This is a genomic window from Domibacillus sp. DTU_2020_1001157_1_SI_ALB_TIR_016, assembly GCF_032341995.1.
Classification (GTDB): Bacteria; Bacillota; Bacilli; order Bacillales; family Domibacillaceae; genus Domibacillus; species Domibacillus indicus_A.
In genome coordinates this window covers 124767-146372 of the sequence record NZ_CP135439.1, presented here as the reverse complement: position 1 = coordinate 146372, position 21606 = coordinate 124767, and the positions used below count along the sequence as shown (strand labels likewise).

Below are 21606 nucleotides of genomic sequence, written 5' to 3'. Positions count from 1 at the left end.
CTCCTTTTTTTATTGGTCTTATTTTTAAAAAATTAGTGAGAGTACAAATGTCCAGATGCAGACAAATGCCAGCAGGCCGAAGCTGTATTTGATCGTCATTTTTGTCAGTGCGGCTTCATTCCCTGTTTCACCAACCGCAGCTGTTGCAATCGCAATGGATTGTGGCGACACAAGTTTTGCCATGACTCCGCCCGCTGTGTTTGCTGAAACGAGCAGAGATGGATTTGTTCCAATAATATGGCCGGCTGTAGCTTGAATCGGCGCAAACAATGTGTTGTTGTTTACAACAGATCCTGTCATAAACACGCCGACCCAGCCCAGTATAGGCGATAACAGCGGGAACACCTGGCCGGTTGTTGCCACCGCTTCCCCCAGTGCCACCGTTAAGCCTCCGTATGTCATCAGCTTGGCAATCCCAATAATGGCACAGATCATCAAAATGGGAATCCAAAATTCAGCTACTGTTTTACGTAACAGCCCCACACTTTCTTTTAATGAAATCGCTCCTGTTGAAGCGGTTGTTGTTAATCCAGCGAGCAGAATTGCTGTCCCTGTTGCACCAATCAAATCAACACTCATTCCAATAGATGATCCTGGTATCACAAACTTCAAGACCGATTGGGCCAGCATTCCTCCTTCGGCAAACAAACCTTTAAAAACAGGCAGGCTCCATATCAGGACAAAAATCGTTAATAAGTAAAATGGCGACCACGCTTTGATCACTTCACCTGCAGAATGCTTTTCTGCTTTCATTTCCCGGCCGTTCAGGAGAAAAATGTGTTTTGGCTGCCATTTTTGCAGGAATAAAGCGAGTAAGCCCATTGCAAGTAAAGATGGAATAATATCAGCAAGCTCCGGTCCTACAAAAACCGTCATCAGTGCCTGCGCGACGGTATACACCGTTGAAGTAACCAAAATAGCCGGCAGTACTTCTTTAATTCCCTTAAAACCATCGATCAGCCAGATCAAAAGAAATGGAATCGTAAAGTTGATGATAGGCAGTGTCAGAGCTGTCATCATCGATACATTCATGGATGTTACCCCGTCAAGGCCAAAGGTGCCGACAATGCCAACAGGGATACCGATGGCGCCAAAAGCGCCGGAAGCCCCATTTGCGATCAAGCAGAGCATCGCTGCCTGCAGAGGCTTGTAGCCGAGTGAAACGAGCAGCACGGCACAGATGGCAATCGGAACGCCAAACCCTGCCGCTCCTTCCAAAAAGGCGTTAAAACAAAAGCCGATCAGCAGCAGCTGAATGCGCTGGTCCTGCGAAATCCCGACGATACTGCCGCGCAGCACATCAAACTTTCCTGATTTCACAGCAATTTTATACAGCCAGACCGCCATGACGATAATATAGCCAATCGGCCAAATGCCCTGAATAATGCCTTGAATCACACTGCCAACAGACTCGCCGATGGGAAGCTTGAAAACAAACAGGGCGATCAAAAAGGTTACTGCTAAATTCACCAGCGCTGCATGAATGCCTTTCATCTTTAAGACAGTCAAGCATAGTAAAAACAATAAAATCGGAATTGCAGCAACAAAAGCGGAAAGTGCCAGATTATGAAACGGATCAAACGTGCTGACTAACATAAGAAGGACTCCCTTGTGTAAAATACTTAGACGTTACTCTCCTGCCAAATAGCTCCTTGAATATCTTTTAATGTTTGAACAGACCGGGCCAGCTTTTCCCGTTCACTTTCGTTCAAGTTAAGTTCAACCACCCTTTTCACGCCGCCACGGTTAATCACAGACGGAATACCGATATATACGTCGCTGTGTCCATTCTCACCTTCTAGCAGCGCACCGACTGGCAAAATCACATTTTCATTTCGCAAAATCGCTTTTGTAATCCGGGCAAGCCCTGTTGCAATTCCGTAGTAAGTCGCTCCTTTAGCATTGATAATGTCGTAAGCAGCATCACGTACAGCCACTGCCATTTCTTCTTTTCTTTCCTCTGTTAACAATGGTGCCACTGGTGTGCCGGCAATACTTGCTGAGCTCCAAACCGGAAGCTGGGAATCACCGTGTTCCCCAATAATGTAGCCGTGAACGCTTGCTGGTGCTGTGTCAAATTCTTTTCCTAATGCAGAACGGAACCGGGCAGAGTCAAGCACTGTTCCTGAACCGATAACCCGCTCTTTTGGAAGGCCGGAAATTTTCCATGTTGCATAAGCCAAAATATCGACCGGGTTTGTTGCGACTAAGAAAATACCGTTAAACCCAGTTTGCATAATGCTTCCAACGATGGATTCAAAAATTTTCACGTTTTTGCTGACAAGGTCTAATCTTGTTTCTCCCGGCTTTTGCGGGGCACCTGCACAGATCACAACAAGGGCTGCATCTTTGCAGTCTTCATATGTGCCGAACTTAATCGCCATTTCCCCAGGCGCGTATACAACACCGTGATCAAGGTCCATTACATCGCCTTTTGCTTTTTCTTCATTTAAATCAACCAGCACAAGCTCATCGCAAATGCCTTGATTCAACAACGCATATGCATAGCTTGATCCAACTGCACCTGTTCCAACTAAAACGACTTTATTGCCTTGTGTAAAATTCATGATAATGTCCTCCGGTTTTATTATTTGTGAAATATTTCACATGTTTTTGTATAAAAAATGGTATGATCGCTTTTTTGAATGGTTGACCTGAAAAATGATCAGCCGTTCCTTTTCTTTAAATTTTGTGAAGTTTTTCACATAAACTGATAAAAAAATATAATTTGTTTCTTCAAAATTCATTGTGAATCATTTCACAATTAGATTGTACTACAGGAATTCTTGCCGTGCAATAGGCAAATTCATTTTTATTGAGAAAAAAATAAAGCCTGCCTGCAGTCGAAAAAAGTGCAAAACAGGCTTCCTTTTCTCATCTTTATTAATCAAAAAACGCTTCGTTCATACGGATAAGCAGATCACCAAATAGTTGTCTTTCATCGGCTGACCACTCACTCGTGATGCTTTCAAATCTCTTCAGCCGCATTTTTTTATCCGCTTTCAATTTTTGCTTGCCAAGCTTGGTAACCGTAAATAAACTGACTCTACCGTCTGCAGGATCCGAAAAACGAATGATCAGCTCCTTTGCTTCTAAAGCCGCTGCCTGCCTTGAAACGGTTGAAATATCTAATTTAAATGATTCTGCCAGCTCTTTTACACGTGCCGGACCAAACTCATCCAAGTGCCTTAATAATAAGTAAGCAGACCGCTCCAGGTTTCCGATTTTCTTTTCCGAGTTATCGAGATAAACCGCCCGCCGGATAAATGTAGTCAGTTCGTACTCGATGCGTTCAACCGGGTTTCGCTTTTCCACTTTTCTTCACTCCCCTCCCTGAGTATACAGGCTTTCCCTTCGTTGACAAAGCGTTATATAGTTGTATAATACAACTATATATATTTGTATCGTACAAGTAAATAAACAGAAAGTAAAGAAAATTCTCACATTATAATTCAAAGGCCTGGACGGCCGGAAAGGAGGACGTTGTTCTTCATCTAAAGAGCAGCATCTTACATTGAAAGCTATAAAAGTTGTGTTGCAGATCGCCATTTTATATGTCTTTTCCGCACTCGGAGAAACCATTCATCAGCTGTTTCATATACCGATTCCAGGAAGTATTATCGGTTTAGTACTGATGCTTCTTTGTTTAATGTTTAACATCATCCCGGTTAAAATGATTGAAAATGGCGCTGGTTTTTTGTTGTCGTTTCTTCCTCTTTTGTTTATTCCGGCCATGACGGGTGTCATCAATTATCCGTCTCTTTTTTCCAGCAGCGGCGCTGTGCTTCTTTTCGTTGTAGTGCTGAGCACAATTGTTACCATGGCCGCAGCAGGAATTGTCAGCCAGCTGCTGGAAACGCGGGCCAATAAACGAAAGGAGAAAAAAACATGCCGCAATTCTTTCTCGCAGTCCTGATCATTTTACTTACCGTTGCTGCTTATTTAGTAATGATGAAGGTGTATCAGCGGTTTCCTTATCCATTTTTTCTCCCAGTCCTGACAACGACTGTGTTGATTATTGTGCTGCTGACAGCGTTTCACATCTCGTATAACGGCTATATGGTCGGCGGCCAGTGGATTAGTTCCCTGCTTGGCCCAGCCGTTGTGGCCCTTGCGTATCCACTTTACAAGCAGCGTCATGTGCTGCTTCAATACGGCTTTCCCATTCTCGGGGGCGTACTGGTCGGACTTTTTTCAGGAATGGTCAGCGGGCTTTTATTTGCCGAGGTACTCGGAGTGGACCGTGATTTAATTCTTTCGATTATACCGAAATCTATTACCACACCCGTTGCGATTCAAATCGCCACCGGAATTGGCGGTGTGCCGTCTATGACCGTTGTATTTGTAATGATTGCCGGATTTTCCGGTGTTTTGCTCGGACCGATGGTTTTAAAGTGGGTGCGTATTCGCAGTTCGTTGGGAAAGGGGATCGCCTTCGGGAGCGCCTCTCACGCTTTAGGCACTTCAAAAGCATTTGAATACGGGGAACTTGCCGTGTCCATGAGTTCGGTCTCTATGACGCTCAGCGCTGTGCTGGGCTCCCTGTTTGGGCCAATTGTCGTCTGGCTCTTTCAAATTTAAACCAACATGCAAAAAAGGAGGTCTCTAAGCCGGAAAAACCGACTGCTGAGACCTCCTTTTTGTATGGCCGGAAAAAAGAGAAGCCGGTCATAATGCAACGTTTTCCGGCCTAAAAGAGAAGCTTTGAAATCATTTCTTCAATTTCTTTAAGCAGTTTACGCTTCCAGCACGGTTTTTCCGGTCCATTCTCCTGTAAATTCCACTTCATTGTAAGCAAAAAAGCGTTTTAAAATCGTATCTTGATCATCAAGAAAAAGCTGGTCAGCTACCGCGGAGACAATTTTAGGAATCCCATATTTCATACCGGAAAGAGCAGAAGCTGAAATACCGCAGCTGATTAACGCTGCATAATTAAAAACAAAAAGGCCGTGCAGCTTTTTTTGTGCGTCTTCATCCCGTCCCATAAACGCAAAGCCGGGGCTGAGATACGGATGCGCATCAATAAGCGGGTTTGCGCGTTCATCAGGCGCTTTATAATAATCGCTCCAGCGGGCAATTCCGTTTTCCACAAGCTTCAGCTCCGGGCGCAGCGCCGGATCGGTCACAAGACCGGTGCTGATGATCAAATAATCAAACGAAAACGTGCCATGCGGTGTTGTGACCAACGCTTTGTTTTCTTTGCTTTCCACCTCAAGCCAGGGTGATTCAAGATGCAAATGAAATCCCGGCCATGAAGCGGCACGCTGGAATGTATCGTTGGTCGGCGGCTGATTATGCTTGAAAAAATGAGCCATCACCGCGTATTTTTGTTTGTCCGATAACGCATGGAAGCGCTCAATGATCCCGGAGCCTTCCATCTGGCGAATCGGATTAATTCTTGGCATTTCTTTACGGCGGACAAATATATGAGCCTCGGCCACTCCTTCCGTTAGGGCAAAGTTTGCATTATCAAAAGCAGAAGCACCGCCTCCTAAAACGGCTACTTTCTTTCCTTTCAGTGCGTTAAAATCAATCGTTTGGGACGTGTGGGCATAAAGATCAGGGGGCAGCTTCTCAGAAATCATCGGCGGCACATGCCACTCACCGCCGCCTTGAATCCCTGTCGCTAAAATAACCTTGCGTGCGAGCAGGGCGTTTGAAGGGGCGCCGGCACCTTCAATATGCATCCGGTGAATCCCTTCCTCCATTGGCTCGATGAGCTTAAGCTTCACTTCGTTTATCACGGGCAGCTGCAAAACTTTCCGGTACCAGCGTAAATAATTCATCCAGTCGCTTCGGGGAATTTTATCGACAGCTTCCCAGCCCTCCGGCCCGAATTGCGCTTCCCACCAGGAACGGAACGTTAAAGAAGGAACGCCAAGGTCAATGGATGTTAAATGCTTTGGTGTCCGCAGCGTCATCATCCGTGCATATGTGACCCATGGTCCCTCATATCCTTCTTTGTTTTCATCGATAATCAAAATATTAGAGATACGCTCGCGTAAAAGGCCAAAAGCAATTCCTAACCCGCTTTGCCCGCCGCCCACAATGACAGCATCATACACGTGGCCTTCAGAACGACGGACCGGATGCACCCAGCCCTCTCTGCCAAATGCCAAATAAGAAAGATCTGTTTTTACTCGTTTATTCAACGCTTCTATACTCATGGTTCTCATCTCCTTTAAATGATTAAAACGAAATCGTCAGCTTCCGCGGTACACTTGATAGCCCCATGGCGAAACAAGCAGAGGAACATGATAATGCGGCGATGAATGATCGAGCCCGATTCGTACGGAGACCTTTTCCAAAAAAGCAGGCTGCGGCAGCTCGAGCCCTTTTTTTCTAAAATAATCGCCAATCCAAAACAACAGTTCGTATTCTCCTGTCCGCATGCTGTCCGAGGAAAGAAGCGGAGCATCCAGACGGCCGTCTGAGTTGGTCTGTGCACGGTTTAAAAACTGCTTTTCGGAGCCGTTGAGTTCAAAAAGCTCAATCTTTACACTCTCAGCAGGGCGGCCATGCGCCAGGTCTAATATGTGGGTGGTTAATCCAGTCATCAAATCAGCTTCCTTCTTCTTTTATTTGGTCTTCTATTCTAAAGCGGATAATGTGGCTGATCTCGGCCAGCGCCCGGTCGCGTTCCTGTTGCTTTGAATGCTGCAGCCTTTCTTGTATAGAGGCGAAAATCTCTTCTTTGTTTTTGCCCCGGACTGCCAGGATAAAAGGAAAAGCAAACCGCTCCACATACGCTTTGTTTAATTCCAGCAATTGATCGTATTCAGCTTCCGACAGCTCATTTAACCCGGCGCCTTTTTGCTCACTTTCGGAAAACGAGGTCATTTTTTTTCGTGTTCCCAAATGAGGATGTGCCTGAATTAAGGTCATTTTTTCTTCTTCATCCGCTGTTTGAATAATCGTCACGATTTGCTGATAAAGAGCTTCGCGGGATCCAAACGGCCGATGCTCTCCGACTCTTTGAATTACCCATGGGGAGTGCTCAGCCAAGTCTTTTAATGTTTCGGTAAACACCTGTTTTGACATGTTGTTTAACGCTTCTATGGTCACCATTTCTTCCTACCGTCCTTTTCTTTGTTATGAAATACGTGCTTTATCCGCTTCCTCCTGGCGGGCAGCATCTGAACCTAAAACGCTCCGGAAATGAAAAAACACATTCAGCAAAATAGCGCACAGGCTGCCGGTTATCACACCGTCACTCACTAGAATGCGCAATGCATCGGGCAGCTGGCTGAACAACTCGGGTACAACCGTCGCCCCAAGCCCCAGTGAAATCGAGCAGGCGACAATCAGTCCGTTTTGCTGATCGCTGAAATCCACTGAACTTAACATTTTAATGCCAGAGGAGACGACCATTCCAAATAACACAACCGTCGCGCCGCCCAGCACAGGAGCAGGAATAATCGTCGCCAGGGCAGCTACTTTCGGAATTAATCCAAGCAAAACAAGAATAAAGCCAGCTGCCACAACGACATTTGCTGATTTGTTCCTTGACAGCTGTACAAGCCCTACATTTTGAGCAAACGTATTGTACGGAAAAGCATTAAAGATTCCGCCAATCATAATCGCCAGGCCTTCTGCCCGGTATCCCCGGACAAGGTCTGCCTGCGTAACGGGTCGGTCACAAATTTTTCCTAAAGCGAAAAAGACGCCTGTTGATTCCACAATAATGACCAGGCCGACAATAAGCATTGTCAAAATCGGTCCAATTTCAAAAACAGGCATACCGAAATAAAAGGGCTGCGGTAAGTGAAACCAGGACGCTTCTGCTACTTCCTGAAAATGAACTCTTCCCATAAGCACTGCAGCTATGGTGCCTGCCACAATGCCGAGCAGCACAGAAAGAGAGCGAAGATAGCCTTTTAAAAAGCGGTTAGCCAAAAGAATGATCCCGATAACACCCATGGACAGCACCAGGTTTTCCAGGCTCCCAAATTCCGGGCTTCCTGCACCGCCCGCCATGTTTCGAATGCCGGATGGAATAAGTGACAAACCGATAATGGTTACCACTGTTCCGGTTACAACAGGCGGAAAAAACTTGACGAGCTTGCCAAGATAACGGGCAAACAGAAGAATAAAAAGGCCTGTCGCTATAATCGATCCATAAATAGCTTGAAGGCCGTACTCAGAACCGATGGCAATCATGGGCGAAAGAGCGACGAAAGAGGCACCAAGCACGACGGGAAGGCCGATTCCAAAATACTTGTTTTTCCATGCCTGCAGCAGTGTAGCGATGCCGCACGTTAATAAGTCGATGGCTACGAGATAAGCCAGCTGCTCGGAAGAAAGATTTAACGCTCTTCCGACCAGCAGTGGAACGAGAATTGCTCCTGCATACATGGCCATTACATGCTGAAATCCTAACGATATGACTTTTGAATTCATTTGTTGCTCCTCCTTTTCTATAAAAAAGAGCCGTAGAAATAAAAGGAGACTTCTCCTTCTGTTTCTACGGCTCTTATATGACGTATAACGACATGTAAGCTTCCGGCTTTTTAAAAGAATACTGGTGAAGAAAAATGATAAATCAAATTTCTCCAGCAGTTTCATTATTTATGGGATGTATCAAGTGGTTCTTTTACATAAATGACGGTGCAGGCATGCTGGCTTACCGCGTCGTAATCTTTAAAAATAGCTGTCACTGTCAGTCCAAACTGTTCTTCAATCCGTTCTTTTAAGCTGTGTTTGTATTCCATTGCTAAAGCCCCGTCGACAGACAGTGTTAACTCCGGATAGCGCCTGCCTAAAGCGGAAATCAAAGGCGAACGTTTTGTTTGAGCAAAAATGACAATGCGGTTTTCTACAACGTCTATTTTTTGCTTGCTTACGCCTGTACTGTAAATTTCTTGATTCACTTCATTGTACAGCTGAGACAGCTGTTTTTTAAAAGAGGCATTCACCGTTCTTCACCTGCTGTTTATTCTTTTGTTTATCGTATAAAAATTCTGATAAATCGTCACTTTCTATGTCAGAAAATCTAACAAGTTATTTTGAGCCCTGTTTATACAAAAGCAAAAAACCCCGAATGAGACTCATCAAAAGCCGGTCATTCGAGGTTTCGTTTTTCATCGTCAGGACTATGTTATTTATTGATTGATATAAAAAATTCTTGTTTCTTTTGCGGCTTTCCCTGTGCTCGTTTTTGCTTCAAATGTTGCCACATGGAATTTTTCTTTGAGTGGTTCTTGAAGCTGGACTGAAACAGTCGAGGTTTCCGGATCGAAATGTGGAGTATATGGAATGCCATCCACCACAATCTGCAGGCTTTCTTCCTTCATTTGTGCAAGCTGCTTTCCTTCCACTTTCGCTGTTAACAAAGGCGTATTGCTTGCGATGATTTCACCCATTTGTAGGGAAGGAACCAATTTCAGATTTTTGCTATCGTCTGCCGGCTTATAATCTGCTGCTTTTTCTACTTCTCTTAAAACACGCAGCATATTTTCACCAAGCAATTTTTGAAGGCCCTGCTTGGAATAGCCCCGGCTTACTAGTTCTTCTGTGATTTTAGGTAACTGGGAAGAATCTTTTAAATCGGCCGGCAGCGGTCCGCCGTCAAAATCGGATCCAAGGGCCACATGATCAATGCCAGCCACCTTTACAACGTGGTCAATGTGGTCCACATAGTCTTTAATAGAAGCTGGTTCATTCGGGTACCGGTCTGTTAAAAACTCCGGGTAAAGGACGACTCCTACAACACCACCATTTTCGGCCAGCGCTTTTAGCTGATCATCCGTCAAGTTGCGCTGATGATTTCTTAATGAATAAGCACCGGAATGGCTGGCAATAATCGGTGCTTGGGACACCTTGATTACGTCCCAGAATGTATTTTCAGACATATGGGAAGCATCGATGATCATACCAAGTTTATTCATTTCCCGTGCTACTTCTTCACCAAGCTCCGTTAAGCCGCCTGAGGAAGGGGTTTTGGCTGGATCTCCGTAGACTTTGTTGGCTCCTTCTCCGAGCGCGTTCGAGTAATTCCATGTGAAGCCCACCGCCCGAATTCCCAAATCATAATATTGGTGCAGCAATTCAATGGCATTTTTCTCTTCAAGAGAATATGCCCCCTCAATCGTGGGGAAAGCCGCAATTTTTCCTCCTTTGACCGCTGTTTGAATATCCTTGAAAGATGAAGTAATGTGCAGAACATCGCTGTTTTGTTTTTGGGTCCAGTAAAGAGCGTTAATGAGCGCCAGCGTTCTGCTGAGACTGCGCGGGGTATTTCCATAATAACCAGACGTATAAGCTGCAAAAAACGGCACGTCCAAGCCGCCCGCTTGAATTTTAGGAATGTCTACTTGAAAATCTGTGCTGTTTTGAATGTTCGTGACCGGCAGCCATGTATCGGGGTCTACCACTTTCATCATGGTATCATTATGGCCATCCACAACGGTGGAGCTGAAATGAAGATCTGCTGCATTCAAAGCTTGAGCAGAAGCAGCTCCGTTTGACAGCGAAAACAAAAGAAACACAGAGAGAACATAAAACAACTTTTTCATAAAAGAACCTCCTGGCTGTTTATTTTTTATGCCTGGCAGCAGGCAGTAAAGCTTTTCTAGATAAAATCCAATTACAAAAAAACAAGTTTATATGTAGATAAAAAAGTTTTATCCTTTTTTTGACTTATATGTAATTTCTTTATAAGTGCTAATTTTAATCTTAAAAACTATAAGAGTCAAACTATATAGAAAATTTAGTAAATTTGTCCTTTGTTTATTTATTCTTTATTTATTTATTGAAAAAATATCCTATTTCCCAATCAATTTTCCCTTCAATTTCATGTTAACAACATAAAAAAACAAGCTGACAGGTGAAATTGATCAGCTTGTTTTTTGAAGTGTTCATATGATTCTACTCACTCTGATTCTAATTGATTCAGTTCAATTCGGTATAAGTCACGGCGCCGGTCGCGCAGCTGTCTGACCGACCCGGCGTTCCGGGATCTTCTCAGCTTTTCCAGATCCACATCCCCTACCACAACCGTGTCTACGTTCGCATCACATTCTCCTACAATTCCGTCTCTTGCAAATCCGAAATCAGAAGGAGAGAAAATGGCCGATTGTGCGTACTGAATGTCCATATTTTCTACATGGGTTAAGTTGCCGACCGTTCCGGCAATACAAATGTAGGCCTGGTTCTCGACAGCCCGTGCCTGGGCGCAATAGCGGACACGAAGATATCCTTGGCGGTCGTCTGTACAGAACGGAACAAAAATAATGTTGGCTCCCTGGTCAACGGCAATGCGGGCAAGCTCTGGAAATTCAATATCATAACAAATTTGGATGGCAATTTTTCCACAATCCGTATCGAATACTTCAATTTTGTTTCCTTCCGCAATTCCCCACCACTTTTGCTCATTTGGCGTTGCATGAATTTTTTCCTGTTTTTCAATGGTTCCGTCGCGGCGGAATAAATAAGCTACGTTGTAAATATTGCCTTCGCTTTCAACGAAGTGGGAGCCGCCAATAATGTTTACGTTATAGCGGACAGCCAGCTCCGTAAACAATTCGATGTACTGGTCTGTGTACGTAGCCAGACGGCGGACAGCGCGGTCCGGCCGCTTTTCTTCGAGAAACGACATTAATTGTGTCGTAAACAGCTCAGGAAAAACAGCGAAGTCAGACCCGAAATCAGCAGCCACATCTACGTAGTACTCTACCTGGCGGGCAAAATCCTCGAAGGAATCAATTTTTTTCATCATATATTGGATCGCGCAAATTCTTACCGGGAAAGACGCGCGGTATACACGCCGCGACTTGGCCAGGTAGTCAATGTTGTTCCATTCCATTAATGTAGCAAAAGAATCGGACGCTGCATCGTCCGGAAGATATCGCGTATTAATACGCTTAATCGTAAATCCTTCAAGAAGCTGGAAAGATAAAACCGGATCATAAATGCTGTGCTTTTCAACAGCCGCCACATACTGACGCGGTGTCATCTCCGACTTGTATTTATGATAATTCGGAATTCGCCCTCCAATAATGATGCTTTGAAGATTTAACTGGCGGGCGAGCTCTTTCCGCGCTTCATAAAGACGGTGCCCGATTTTCATCCGGCGGTATTCAGGATCTACCATCACTTCAATACCGTATAAGTTAAAACCATTGGGATCATGGTTTGTAATATATCCATTGTCTGTAATCGTGTTCCACGTGTGCTGATCGTCGTACTCGTCAAAATTAACAATCAGGCTTGAGCAGGAGCCCACAATTTTATCCTCATATTCTACACAAAACTGACCTTCAGGAAAAATGTGGATATGACTTTCCAGCTGCTCCCGCTTCCATGGCTCCATGCCCGGGAAACAGCGGCCCCACAGCTTCATAATTTCATCAATATCTTCATAACGTATATTTCGCACGATAATTTTTTTCTCGTATTTTGACATATCGGTCTCTGACACGTTTCCACGTCCTTTTTCAGTCTATAACGCTTGTAAGCCTGTCCTTGATTGAGTAAAATAGGCCTGTCTTTACCTACCCTCTTTTCTGTGGACATAAACTTATATTCTCTTTTGTTTTCACAAGGAAATTTACGCCAAGAGATACTGACAGCCCACTCCTTTTCTTTTCTCCGTCCTCCCTTTCCATCCCTTCTCTTTTGAGCAAACTATTTTCCTTTCGCCCGTTCATTATTTATACTGATCATCATCATAATCCATCCACTCACGGGCACAATATGTGGGTAAAAAACATGCTATAAAAAGGAGTATTCAAGTATATGAGCCACTCTTCTATTACACACCAGGACATTTTAAAGGCTTTCGAATTTAGACATGCCACAAAAGAATTTGATCCAACGAAAAAAATACCGAAAGAAGATTTTGAACTGATTTTAGAAGCAGCCCGCTTATCTCCAAGCTCTGTCGGCTATGAACCTTGGAAGTTTTTAGTGATCCAAAATCCAGAGCTGCGTGAAAAACTGCGTGAATTTTCCTGGGGAGCACAAGGGCAGCTGCCGACCGCAAGCCACTTTGTCGTGATTTTGGCAAGAACGATCAAAGATACAAAGTATGATTCAGACTATGTGAAGAATCAAATGCTGAACGTAAAGAAATTTCCGCCTGAGCTCTTTGACAAAATTAAAGAACGGTACAAATCTTTTCAGGAAGAAGATCTTAACCTTTTAGAAAACGAGCGTACCATGCTGGACTGGGCTGGGAAACAAACGTATATTGCGATGGCCAATATGATGACGACTGCCGCTTTGATCGGCATTGATTCATGTCCGATTGAAGGCTTCCATTTTGAAAAAGTACAAAAGCTGCTTAAAGAAGAAAATCTGCTTGAAGATGATCATTTAGCGATTTCTGTTATGGTCTCATTCGGCTACCGCAAGAACGAGCCGCGTCCAAAAACAAGAAAAGACATGAATGATATTGTTCAGTGGATTGAATAAAAAAGCTGTGCAGCAAAAAGCCGCCTGTGGATTTTCTTCCACAGGCGGCTTCCTATTGGAGTGCACTCTTGACTTTATATAAGGATGGCCGATTATTTTTTTATACAACACAATGAAAAGCGTCGAAAGAACTTTTCCAACAGTCTGAAAAATTACCAGAAAAGATGATGCTTTTCCATTAAATTCTGCCATTAATGCGCAAAAACTTTTTTTATCTCTTCTATTGAAAAGCCTTGTTTTTCATATGTTCGATATGAGCTTTTCCCCACGTATGCATGGCTTCTAAAACGGGCTGAAGTTCTCTTCCGTGTTCTGTAATGGAGTATTCCACTTTAGGCGGAACTTGAGGATACACAACCCGAAGGACAATATCCCTGCTTTCTAATTCTCGCAGCTGCACGGTCAGCATTCTTTTGCTTATGTCAGGCACCAGTTTATGTAATTCATTAAACCTTTTTGTGCCTCCTTTTAGCAGATGTAAAAGCAGAATCGGCTTCCATTTCCCCACTCTTGCTTCAAGGGCCGTAAATATTTTGCTTATATCTCTTTCGGCTTCAGTATCCCCGATACGCTTTACTTCCGACTCATATATTTGAAGCAAAACCGGATGGAGTGTTTTTCCATGCTCTGTAATTGAATATTCTACGCGGGGCGGAACCTCTGGAAAAACGACCCGCTGCACGATGTCCTGCTCTTCTAATTCACGCAAGTGAAGCGTGAGTGTTCTTTTGTTAATCTCGGGTATTAACTTTTGCAGTTCGCTAAATCTCTTTGTTCCTTCTCTTATCAAATGTAAAACAATAATGGGCTTCCACTTTCCGACCATCATCTCCAATGGTGTCAATTCTATACAAACTTGATCCTTGTAATCCAATTTTCCACCTGCTTTAACTTTTTTAAACATACCTGTCCATCTTGTATCGATCATATCATAACTTGGAATCGTTTTCAAATATAAGTATATAAAAGAAACAAGGATAAAAAAGTGTTACTACTTCACAAATTTTATCCTGGGGTTCATAATAGTACTTAAAGGCGGCACTTTTTAAAAAGGCCGGCTGCTGTCGTGCACTCGTTTTGGCTTTAAGATCAAACAATTGGAATATGAGCATTTTAAGAAAATTTCCTTTACTACTTACTGACCATTAAATTGGTTTACAGCCCCGTACCCAAGCTGGCTCACTTTTCATAACGCTGGTTAAAATGGAAGGCATACATAAAAGCAAGGAAAAAGGCTTCCGAAAAGTAGGAGTAAGGCCCGGCTCATTGGATGCACGAAAAGCCAGCGTGCCTGAAGACAGAAATGGACACTGCCGCCAAACAGATAGGAAGAAGGAATAGAAATGACCACGGAAGTAAAAACAAATATGAAATGGGAAACCTCTTTGAGAGGAAAAGAGGTTCTTTTAAACCCTTTTATCAATAAAGGGGTGGCTTTTACAAAGAAAGAGAGAAAAGAACTTGGGCTTGAGGGATTACTTCCCCCTCAGGTACTGACACTTGATCAGCAGGCAAAGCGGGCGTATACACAATTTGCTGCTCAATCAAGCAGCATTCGCAAAAACGGCCTGCTTCATGATTTATATAACCGTAACGTTGTTCTGTTTTACCGTCTGCTGAAAGATCACCTCAGCGAAATGCTGCCAATCATTTACACGCCGACTGTCGGTGAATCGATTCAAAAGTATTCCCACGAATATCACCGTCCAGGGGGATTATACTTATCGGTTGATAATATGGAAGAAATGGAAGAAGCCTTTCAAAACCTTCACTGCGCTGCAAATGACATCGATTTAATTGTGGCAACAGATTCTGAGAGCATTCTTGGTATTGGAGATCAAGGTGTAGGCGGAATTAATATTGCGATTGGTAAATTGGCTGTTTACACTGCGGCGGCCGGTATCGATCCAAGCCGCGTTCTTCCTGTTGTACTCGACGTTGGAACGGATAACGAAAGCCTTCTTCATGATGAGCTTTATGTTGGCAACAAATTTAGCCGTGTCCGCGGTGAAACGTACGCCAAATTGATTGATCTGTTTGTTTCCAATTGCCAGCAATTCTTCCCTGAAGCGCTCATTCACTGGGAAGACCTTGGAAACGTGAACGCACGCAATATTATCGATCAGTATGGTGATTCCATTTTAACGTTTAACGATGATATACAAGGTACTGGTGCGGTAACCCTTGCTGCTGTAATGTCTGCCCTGAAGGTAACAGGTGTTCCGTTAACCGAACAGCGGGTTGTTGTATTCGGCCCTGGCGCTGCAGGAATTGGAAACGCCGATCAAATGGCAGAAGCAATGGTGCTGGAGGGCATGTCTAAAGAAGAGGCATACAATCAATTCTGGGCTATTGACTACCGCGGCTTGTTAACCGATCTTATGACGGATGTTTTTCCATTCCAACAGCCATACACACGAAAAGCAGAAGAAGTAAAAACCTGGGTGCGCAGCGAAGATGGCATCATCCCGCTTATGGAAGTGATTAAACAGGTCAAGCCAACCATTTTAATTGGTACTTCCGGACAAGCCGGCGCTTTTTCAAAAGAAATCATTCAGGAAATGGCCAAGCATGTGGAGCGTCCGATTATTATGCCGATGTCGAACCCGACTCCTTTAGCAGAAGCTGTACCGGCAGATTTACTTGCCTGGACGGAAGGCAGAGCTTTGATCGCAACAGGAAGCCCCTTTGAGGATATATCCTATAACGGTGTAACGTATGAAATCGGGCAATCCAACAATGCTTTTGTGTTCCCTGGACTTGGATTAGGCGCGATTGCGGCCAAAGCAGCCAAAATCTCCAAAGGAATGCTTGCTGCAGCCGCAGCCGCAGTCGCCCAATCATCAAATACAAGCAAGCCTGGCGCTTCTCTTTTGCCTTCTATCGATCAGCTGCAGGAGGTCTCTCGATCTGTGGCGCTCGAGGTAGCCAAAACGGCTGTAACGGAAGGAATAGCTGGAGCGGATATGGCTGCGATTGAAAAAGCAGTCATAGAAGATGTATGGAAGCCTGAGTACAAAGAAATTATTTACAAAAAGTAAAAAGTTTTATTGATCCGGATGCTCATAAAAGAGGAAAGATGAACAAGCTCTTTCCTTTCGAGCAGGCCGATCAAGTGCCTGTTTAAAGAGAAATTCTGAAAGTGAAGTGTGTATAGAATGAGTATTAGCAGTATTTTCTTAACGTTGGTTCCTATCTTTTTTACGATTATACTCGGTTATTTAGGCGGTTATTTTCGAGTATTTAATGCCGATTCCTCTAAAGGCCTGAATACATTGGTAACGAAGTTTGCCCTGCCGGCCCATCTCTTTATTGGCATCACATCAACGCCTAAACAAACGCTGATAGACCAGTGGCCTTTCTTCTTAACGATGACAATTGGTATTATCGGCTTTTATATGATTCTTTTATTGATTGCTCGTTTTGGGTTTAAGTATGATTTAACAAAAGCATCCATGTTTTCACTCAACTCAACCCAGCCGGCATTTGCTTTTATGGGCATCTCTGTGCTGGGAAGCTTATTTGGAGCCCAGGAAGTGGCGATTCCCATTGCTGTGACGGGAATTGTCGTGAATGCCCTCCTGGATCCTTTAGCGACAATCGTGGGGACAATCGGACAAGGCAGCAGCGCATCTGGAGAGGAGAAATCAAGTACGCTTGGCATTATTCTTCATGGCCTGAGCGAACCGCTTGCCTGTATCCCGCTTGCTGCCGTCGTGCTGACATTATTCGGCTTCCAGTCACCGGATCTCGTAAAGGATGCCCTTGACCAGATTGGATCTGTTACATCCGGCGTTGCGCTATTTGCTGTCGGTGTCACAGTTGGTATCCGCAAAATCAGCTTTAAAGCCATTTCATTTGGCATTTCTATTTTAAAGGTTGTGGCGATTCCATTATTCATGATTGCCGTAGCCCATATGGTTGGTATTAATCATGCAGATACAGTCAAAGCCATTTTGCTTGTGTCATTCCCGGGTTCCGCTGTGGCAGCCATGATTTCAACCCGTTTTGATTCGTTGAGTACAGAAACGGCTTCTTCTTTTGTTATTAGTACTGTTTTATCCCTAGTTTCCTTGCCGGTTTACATCTCTTTATTGATGTAGGGCATAAACATTGTCTTGCTTCCTCACAATAAGTTATCTGTTTGTTTTTGATCAGAACCATTATGTCTTTTGAAAATACATTGACTGAAAGAAGGAAGAAGTATGGCGGCAGATCTTGGACTATTAATCATTCGACTTGTCATTGGATTAACTTTTGTCGGACACGGTGCCCAAAAGCTGTTCGGCTGGTTCGGAGGTACGGGTATTACCGGAACGGGAAGCTGGCTCGAGTCAATCGGTATCAAAGAGGGCGCAAAGGTGTGGGCTGCCTTGGCAGGACTGTTTGAATTCATTGGCGGCCTGCTGTTTGCTGCCGGCTTTCTTACCTGGCTCGGCGCAATTATGATTGTCATTGTAATGATTGATGCCATTTTTGCGGTTCATGGCAAAAACGGCTATTGGATGACAAACGGCGGGTTTGAATACAATCTCGTTTTGATTGCAGCAGCCATGGGCGTGGCTTTAATCGGGCCGGGTGAGTACGTTTTAATTTATACTCCGTAATAAAAAAGCTGACCGAAAAAGGTCAGCTTTTTGTTGTTTTTTCCGGTTAAGCGCCGATTCCTGTACGTTCCCTCTTTAAGTAAAACAATGTAAAAGCCCTATCGTTTTGCTGAATGTGTAGTTGAATACAAAATTTTTATTTCCATATATATATGAACCCTAATCCTAATTTTATTTTAAGAGAAGGGTTCTTGTGAAAAATTGGTTTTATAATCCATGATTCATTGGCGGGCACTACTTTTAGGACCAATGAACGCTCTCAAGAGGATATAAAATTGTAGTGAGCATAAAATACTATATCTTTCAGTTTTTCGTAATGTATTTACCTATTACTTTTATGCATCATAATTTTCGGGTATAAAGAGACCCTAATGATGATGGAGGTTGTGCAATCCTCATGTTTTTATAATCCTGACTTAAGAAATAAGCTTGAAGGGAGAATTATCCGTGAAACTTTATCAAATAAGAAAAGGACAGTTTGTATATTATAACAATGAGCTACATCGGATATACGGGGTTAAACAGATGTATAAGCAATCCGTTCACGCTATCAGACTGAGGGATTTAACACAGGTGTTAACGACGGCAGCAAGTGTAGAAAAATACAAACCAAAGGAACATGACAGCTTTGTCTTCAATCGTCATGTCTATACGCTCAGCAAAAGGACTGCTGAGGAAGGCGATCATGTTTTAATACATAATCCGAAGCCTGATTCCTTGGACACATACTCGTTGAATGAAATTGATGTGGTGGAATCATCAGACAAATATGGGGTCACTACGAATAATTCCCACGGGCTCAAGCATTATGAATACCTTGTAATGGAACCTGGCCGTGCTGATAACAGCAATCCTATCGATTACCAGAGTATGGAAGGTGTGGATAAGGAGAACTTAGATGACAGCGCGCTTGGTCCTGTCGTGACCACCAGCATTGAGCAGCTGCCAAGAGTAGGAAGCATTTATCGAAAGAAAGTCGACGATGAGTTATTGGAAGCGATGGTTATCGCAATCAAGGGCCAAACGATATATCTTGGAGGCGGTTTAGAAGTTCCGCTGGATGAGTTGTCGGACTCAAATAAATGGGAAGTTGTTTATCATCTCCTCAATATGTGATTAGTCTCACAAGCTGAGATTAAGGCCTGTTAACTACTAGGAGGTTTCTATGGGCAGTAAAAAACAAACGGGTAATACTGTTTTTATTATTTCTTTATTAATCACGCTAATCTTTATTATCTGGGGCGTCTTTTTTAAAGACAGCCTCACCGATGTAACGAATATCATTTATACTGGGGCAATTGACTACTTTGGGTGGGTTTATCTTAGTGCGACCCTGTTCTTTGTAATCTTCTCCATCTATATACTCTTCTCTAAATACGGCAGTATCCGTCTTGGTAAAAAAACAGACAAGCCGGATTTCAACACCGGATCTTGGCTTGCTATGCTGTTTGGAGCTGGAATGGGAGTTGGGATTGTTTACTGGAGTGTTGCCGAACCAGTAACCCATTACACAAATCCTCCCACTGGGGAAGGGTTTACAGCTGAAGCAGCCAATACCGCCATGAAATATACATTCTTCCACTGGGGTTTGGATCCATGGGCGATCTACACTGTAATTGGGTTGGCACTTGCCTTTTTCCAATACAACAAAAAGCTTCCGGCAGCGATCAGTTCCGCATTCTATCCTGTATTGGGTGACAGAATTTATGGACCGATCGGAAAAACAATTGATATCCTGTCCATTTTTGCAACGGTCTTCGGTATCGCAACATCTTTAGGCCTTGGTGCCATGCAGATAACGGCCGGAATGCATCACATATTCGGAGTTCCGAATGAATTATTCGTGCAGCTGATTGTTATTGCTGTTGCAACGGTCATTTTTATCATTTCAATCAATACAGGGTTAGACAAAGGGATCCAATACTTGTCTAATGGCGCTATGATCCTATCCTTTTTGATCATGCTGCTTGTTTTGATTGTCGGCCCTACCCTGACTATTGTTAAAGTCTTCTTTAATACAACGGGTCTTTATCTTAGTGATTTTCTGCATCTAAGCTTAAGACTAACACCATTCAGTGAAGGAGACGGCTGGATTGCCTCCTGGACATTATTCTACTGGGCATGGTGGATCGCCTGGGCACCCTTCGTCGGTATGTTTATCGCACGCGTTTCAAGAGGACGCACCGTCAGGGAGTTTGTTATTGGTGTGTTGATTGTTCCAACCCTTGGAACATGCTTGTGGATGTCTATTTTTGGCGGCTCTGCGCTGGATCTTGTACAAGGAAACGATGATCTGGCAGCATCCATCGCAAATAACGTAGATTTGTCTATCTTTACATTTTTTGATCAGCTTCCATTAGGTTTTCTGTTAAGCGTCATTGGTTTTACCGTTGTAGCCATTTACTATATAACAGTTGCCGATACTGCAACCTTTGTGCTGGGAATGCTAAGCGAAGGCGGCACATTGAACCCTTCCAACAGAATCAAAGTAACATGGGGCATTATTCAATCTGCTGTAGCAGCTGTATTGCTTTTCGCTGGCGGACTAAATGTCCTGCAATCCGCATCTCTCGCAGCCGCTCTCCCATTTGCTATTATCTTGGTTTTGATGTCCTTCTCTCTGCTCAAAGGTTTAAAGAGCGAGTATGACACACAAAATAGCCGTAAGTGAAACAGCGCACTTTTTAAAAGGTAAATAAAACTCTTCCTGACTTTTCGTGTAGGTCAGGAAGAGTTTTTATTTCATAGAAGCTGCGGATTGTCGCCGAGTTTGCCTTTTCTTTCACTTATGATACGGTTCACTACATTCATTGATAATATATACAAACTTGTTTTTCATCATTATGTATAATAAAGTTATACAGGTTAAAGAAAACTAAAGGAGACCGTATATGTTATAGTCGGTCTCCTTTAGTTTGAGTTAGCCTCTTTAATATTTCCTTATCTAGAGTTACTTCTACTGGCTGCTTTACCACTATTTGTGATACGGTTCACCGCGGTTTATCCGAAAACTCCGGTATATCTGCTCAACCAAAACGAGTCTCATAAGCTGATGTGGAAAAGTCATCGGAGAAAATGATAGCTTGTCATCTGCCCGCTTTAAAACGGCGTCACTCAGTCCGAGTGATCCGCCGATCACGAAAGCAATCTTGCTTTTGCCATAAGTAGCGAGCTTATCAAGATCGGCAGCAAGCTGTTCAGAAGATTTCATTTTTCCATTGATGGCCAAAGCGATCACGTAGGTGTCCTGGCCGATTTTGGCAAGAATGCGCTCGCCTTCCTTTTCTTTCACCTGTTTCATTTCCGCTTCACTTAATATTTCCGGTGCTTTTTCATCCGGAACTTCGATGATATCGATTTTTGCATAAGCAGATAATCGTTTCACATATTCATCTATGCCTTGCTTCAAGTACTTCTCTTTTAATTTTCCTACTGTTATAATCGAGATATTCACAATTTGACCCCACTTTACAAACAATTTACGAACAGCTTATCCACAGAAGTTATCCACATATTAACATTCCTTTTGCTCATCCTTATTTTATCATACTATCCACATGTGAATATCCTTTCCTGCGGCGTTTCT

General features: G+C 43.5%; 20 protein-coding genes. 8 read left to right on the top strand and 12 right to left on the bottom strand.

Going from position 1 to position 21606, the window contains the following annotated elements; genetic code table 11:
• Positions 1-24: 24 nt before the first annotated feature.
• The 3 genes from RRU94_RS08735 to RRU94_RS08725 all read right to left on the bottom strand — a co-directional run bounded on the left by RRU94_RS08735 (position 25) and on the right by RRU94_RS08725 (position 3315).
• Complete coding sequence (locus RRU94_RS08735; protein WP_315693730.1) at positions 25-1596, bottom strand: L-lactate permease; 1572 nt, start codon at positions 1594-1596, stop codon at positions 25-27.
• Between the two features lie 26 nt (positions 1597-1622).
• Complete coding sequence (locus RRU94_RS08730) at positions 1623-2567, bottom strand: L-lactate dehydrogenase (protein WP_315693728.1); 945 nt, start codon at positions 2565-2567, stop codon at positions 1623-1625.
• Positions 2568-2883: 316 nt separating this feature from the next.
• Complete coding sequence (locus tag RRU94_RS08725; protein ID WP_315693726.1) at positions 2884-3315, bottom strand: MarR family winged helix-turn-helix transcriptional regulator; 432 nt, start codon at positions 3313-3315, stop codon at positions 2884-2886.
• 199 nt (positions 3316-3514) lie between these two features.
• Between RRU94_RS08725 and RRU94_RS08720 the strand changes: the two genes are divergently transcribed.
• The gene (locus tag RRU94_RS08720; protein WP_315693725.1) at positions 3515-3916 is read left to right on the top strand and encodes a CidA/LrgA family holin-like protein; all 402 of its coding nucleotides are present in this window, start codon (positions 3515-3517) and stop codon (positions 3914-3916) included.
• Complete coding sequence (locus RRU94_RS08715; protein ID WP_315693724.1) at positions 3889-4581, top strand: LrgB family protein; 693 nt, start codon at positions 3889-3891, stop codon at positions 4579-4581. Before RRU94_RS08720 ends, RRU94_RS08715 begins: the two co-directional genes overlap by 28 nt.
• A 155-nt stretch (positions 4582-4736) precedes the next feature.
• Here the strand turns inward: RRU94_RS08715 and RRU94_RS08710 are convergent, their stop codons facing one another.
• From RRU94_RS08710 to RRU94_RS08680, 7 genes are all read right to left on the bottom strand, one after another.
• Positions 4737-6167 (bottom strand): NAD(P)-binding domain-containing protein, encoded by a 1431-nt coding sequence (locus RRU94_RS08710; protein WP_315693723.1) that lies wholly within the window; start codon positions 6165-6167, stop codon positions 4737-4739.
• Between the two features lie 36 nt (positions 6168-6203).
• Entirely contained in the window at positions 6204-6557 is a 354-nt protein-coding gene (uraH, locus tag RRU94_RS08705; protein ID WP_315693722.1) for a hydroxyisourate hydrolase, read from the bottom strand.
• A gap of 4 nt (positions 6558-6561) precedes the next feature.
• Positions 6562-7068 (bottom strand): 2-oxo-4-hydroxy-4-carboxy-5-ureidoimidazoline decarboxylase, encoded by a 507-nt coding sequence (gene uraD / locus RRU94_RS08700; protein ID WP_315693721.1) that lies wholly within the window; start codon positions 7066-7068, stop codon positions 6562-6564.
• Between the two features lie 24 nt (positions 7069-7092).
• Entirely contained in the window at positions 7093-8400 is a 1308-nt protein-coding gene (locus RRU94_RS08695) for a nucleobase:cation symporter-2 family protein (RefSeq protein WP_315693720.1), read from the bottom strand.
• A gap of 164 nt (positions 8401-8564) precedes the next feature.
• A complete protein-coding gene (locus RRU94_RS08690; RefSeq protein ID WP_309090499.1) occupies positions 8565-8915 on the bottom strand; it encodes a Na-translocating system protein MpsC family protein in 351 nt (116 codons plus the stop codon).
• 186 nt (positions 8916-9101) lie between these two features.
• On the bottom strand, positions 9102-10514 hold the full coding sequence (locus tag RRU94_RS08685; RefSeq protein WP_315693719.1) for a dipeptidase: 1413 nt from the start codon (positions 10512-10514) through the stop codon (positions 9102-9104).
• 356 nt (positions 10515-10870) lie between these two features.
• Positions 10871-12418 (bottom strand): GNAT family N-acetyltransferase, encoded by a 1548-nt coding sequence (locus RRU94_RS08680; protein WP_315693718.1) that lies wholly within the window; start codon positions 12416-12418, stop codon positions 10871-10873.
• Positions 12419-12735: 317 nt separating this feature from the next.
• Here RRU94_RS08680 and RRU94_RS08675 point away from each other — a divergent pair, with 317 nt between their 5' ends.
• Complete coding sequence (locus tag RRU94_RS08675; RefSeq protein WP_315693717.1) at positions 12736-13413, top strand: NAD(P)H-dependent oxidoreductase; 678 nt, start codon at positions 12736-12738, stop codon at positions 13411-13413.
• A 220-nt stretch (positions 13414-13633) separates the two neighbouring features.
• On the opposite strand, the gene RRU94_RS08670 is transcribed toward RRU94_RS08675, so the two are convergent.
• Positions 13634-14317, bottom strand: a complete 684-nt coding sequence (locus RRU94_RS08670) for a winged helix-turn-helix transcriptional regulator (protein WP_315693716.1) — start codon at positions 14315-14317, stop codon at positions 13634-13636.
• A 439-nt stretch (positions 14318-14756) separates the two neighbouring features.
• Between RRU94_RS08670 and RRU94_RS08665 the strand changes: the two genes are divergently transcribed.
• The 5 genes from RRU94_RS08665 to RRU94_RS08645 all read left to right on the top strand — a co-directional run bounded on the left by RRU94_RS08665 (position 14757) and on the right by RRU94_RS08645 (position 20691).
• On the top strand, positions 14757-16454 hold the full coding sequence (locus RRU94_RS08665) for an NAD-dependent malic enzyme (RefSeq protein ID WP_315693715.1): 1698 nt from the start codon (positions 14757-14759) through the stop codon (positions 16452-16454).
• A 117-nt stretch (positions 16455-16571) separates the two neighbouring features.
• Positions 16572-17516 carry an AEC family transporter gene (locus RRU94_RS08660; RefSeq protein WP_315693714.1) on the top strand — a complete coding sequence of 315 codons (945 nt, stop codon included), beginning with the start codon at positions 16572-16574 and terminating at the stop codon, positions 17514-17516.
• 102 nt (positions 17517-17618) lie between these two features.
• The gene (locus RRU94_RS08655; RefSeq protein WP_315693713.1) at positions 17619-18020 is read left to right on the top strand and encodes a DoxX family protein; all 402 of its coding nucleotides are present in this window, start codon (positions 17619-17621) and stop codon (positions 18018-18020) included.
• 447 nt (positions 18021-18467) lie between these two features.
• The gene (locus tag RRU94_RS08650; RefSeq protein WP_315693712.1) at positions 18468-19136 is read left to right on the top strand and encodes a hypothetical protein; all 669 of its coding nucleotides are present in this window, start codon (positions 18468-18470) and stop codon (positions 19134-19136) included.
• 49 nt (positions 19137-19185) lie between these two features.
• On the top strand, positions 19186-20691 hold the full coding sequence (locus RRU94_RS08645; protein WP_315693710.1) for a glycine betaine uptake BCCT transporter: 1506 nt from the start codon (positions 19186-19188) through the stop codon (positions 20689-20691).
• Between the two features lie 303 nt (positions 20692-20994).
• Here the strand turns inward: RRU94_RS08645 and rlmH are convergent, their stop codons facing one another.
• Positions 20995-21474, bottom strand: a complete 480-nt coding sequence (rlmH, locus tag RRU94_RS08640) for a 23S rRNA (pseudouridine(1915)-N(3))-methyltransferase RlmH (RefSeq protein ID WP_315693709.1) — start codon at positions 21472-21474, stop codon at positions 20995-20997.
• Positions 21475-21606: the final 132 nt, after the last annotated feature.

Coding starts and splice junctions, on each gene's coding strand:
- RRU94_RS08735 (WP_315693730.1), bottom strand. CDS start 1,596: ATGTTAGTCAGCACGTTTGATCCGTTTCATAATCTGGCACTTTCCGCT.
- RRU94_RS08730 (WP_315693728.1), bottom strand. CDS start 2,567: ATGAATTTTACACAAGGCAATAAAGTCGTTTTAGTTGGAACAGGTGCA.
- RRU94_RS08715 (WP_315693724.1), top strand. CDS start 3,889: ATGCCGCAATTCTTTCTCGCAGTCCTGATCATTTTACTTACCGTTGCT.
- RRU94_RS08710 (WP_315693723.1), bottom strand. CDS start 6,167: ATGAGTATAGAAGCGTTGAATAAACGAGTAAAAACAGATCTTTCTTAT.
- uraH (WP_315693722.1), bottom strand. CDS start 6,557: ATGACTGGATTAACCACCCACATATTAGACCTGGCGCATGGCCGCCCT.
- uraD (WP_315693721.1), bottom strand. CDS start 7,068: ATGGTGACCATAGAAGCGTTAAACAACATGTCAAAACAGGTGTTTACC.
- RRU94_RS08695 (WP_315693720.1), bottom strand. CDS start 8,400: ATGAATTCAAAAGTCATATCGTTAGGATTTCAGCATGTAATGGCCATG.
- RRU94_RS08685 (WP_315693719.1), bottom strand. CDS start 10,514: ATGAAAAAGTTGTTTTATGTTCTCTCTGTGTTTCTTTTGTTTTCGCTG.
- RRU94_RS08675 (WP_315693717.1), top strand. CDS start 12,736: ATGAGCCACTCTTCTATTACACACCAGGACATTTTAAAGGCTTTCGAA.
- RRU94_RS08670 (WP_315693716.1), bottom strand. CDS start 14,317: ATGTTTAAAAAAGTTAAAGCAGGTGGAAAATTGGATTACAAGGATCAA.
- RRU94_RS08665 (WP_315693715.1), top strand. CDS start 14,757: ATGACCACGGAAGTAAAAACAAATATGAAATGGGAAACCTCTTTGAGA.
- RRU94_RS08660 (WP_315693714.1), top strand. CDS start 16,572: ATGAGTATTAGCAGTATTTTCTTAACGTTGGTTCCTATCTTTTTTACG.
- RRU94_RS08655 (WP_315693713.1), top strand. CDS start 17,619: ATGGCGGCAGATCTTGGACTATTAATCATTCGACTTGTCATTGGATTA.
- RRU94_RS08645 (WP_315693710.1), top strand. CDS start 19,186: ATGGGCAGTAAAAAACAAACGGGTAATACTGTTTTTATTATTTCTTTA.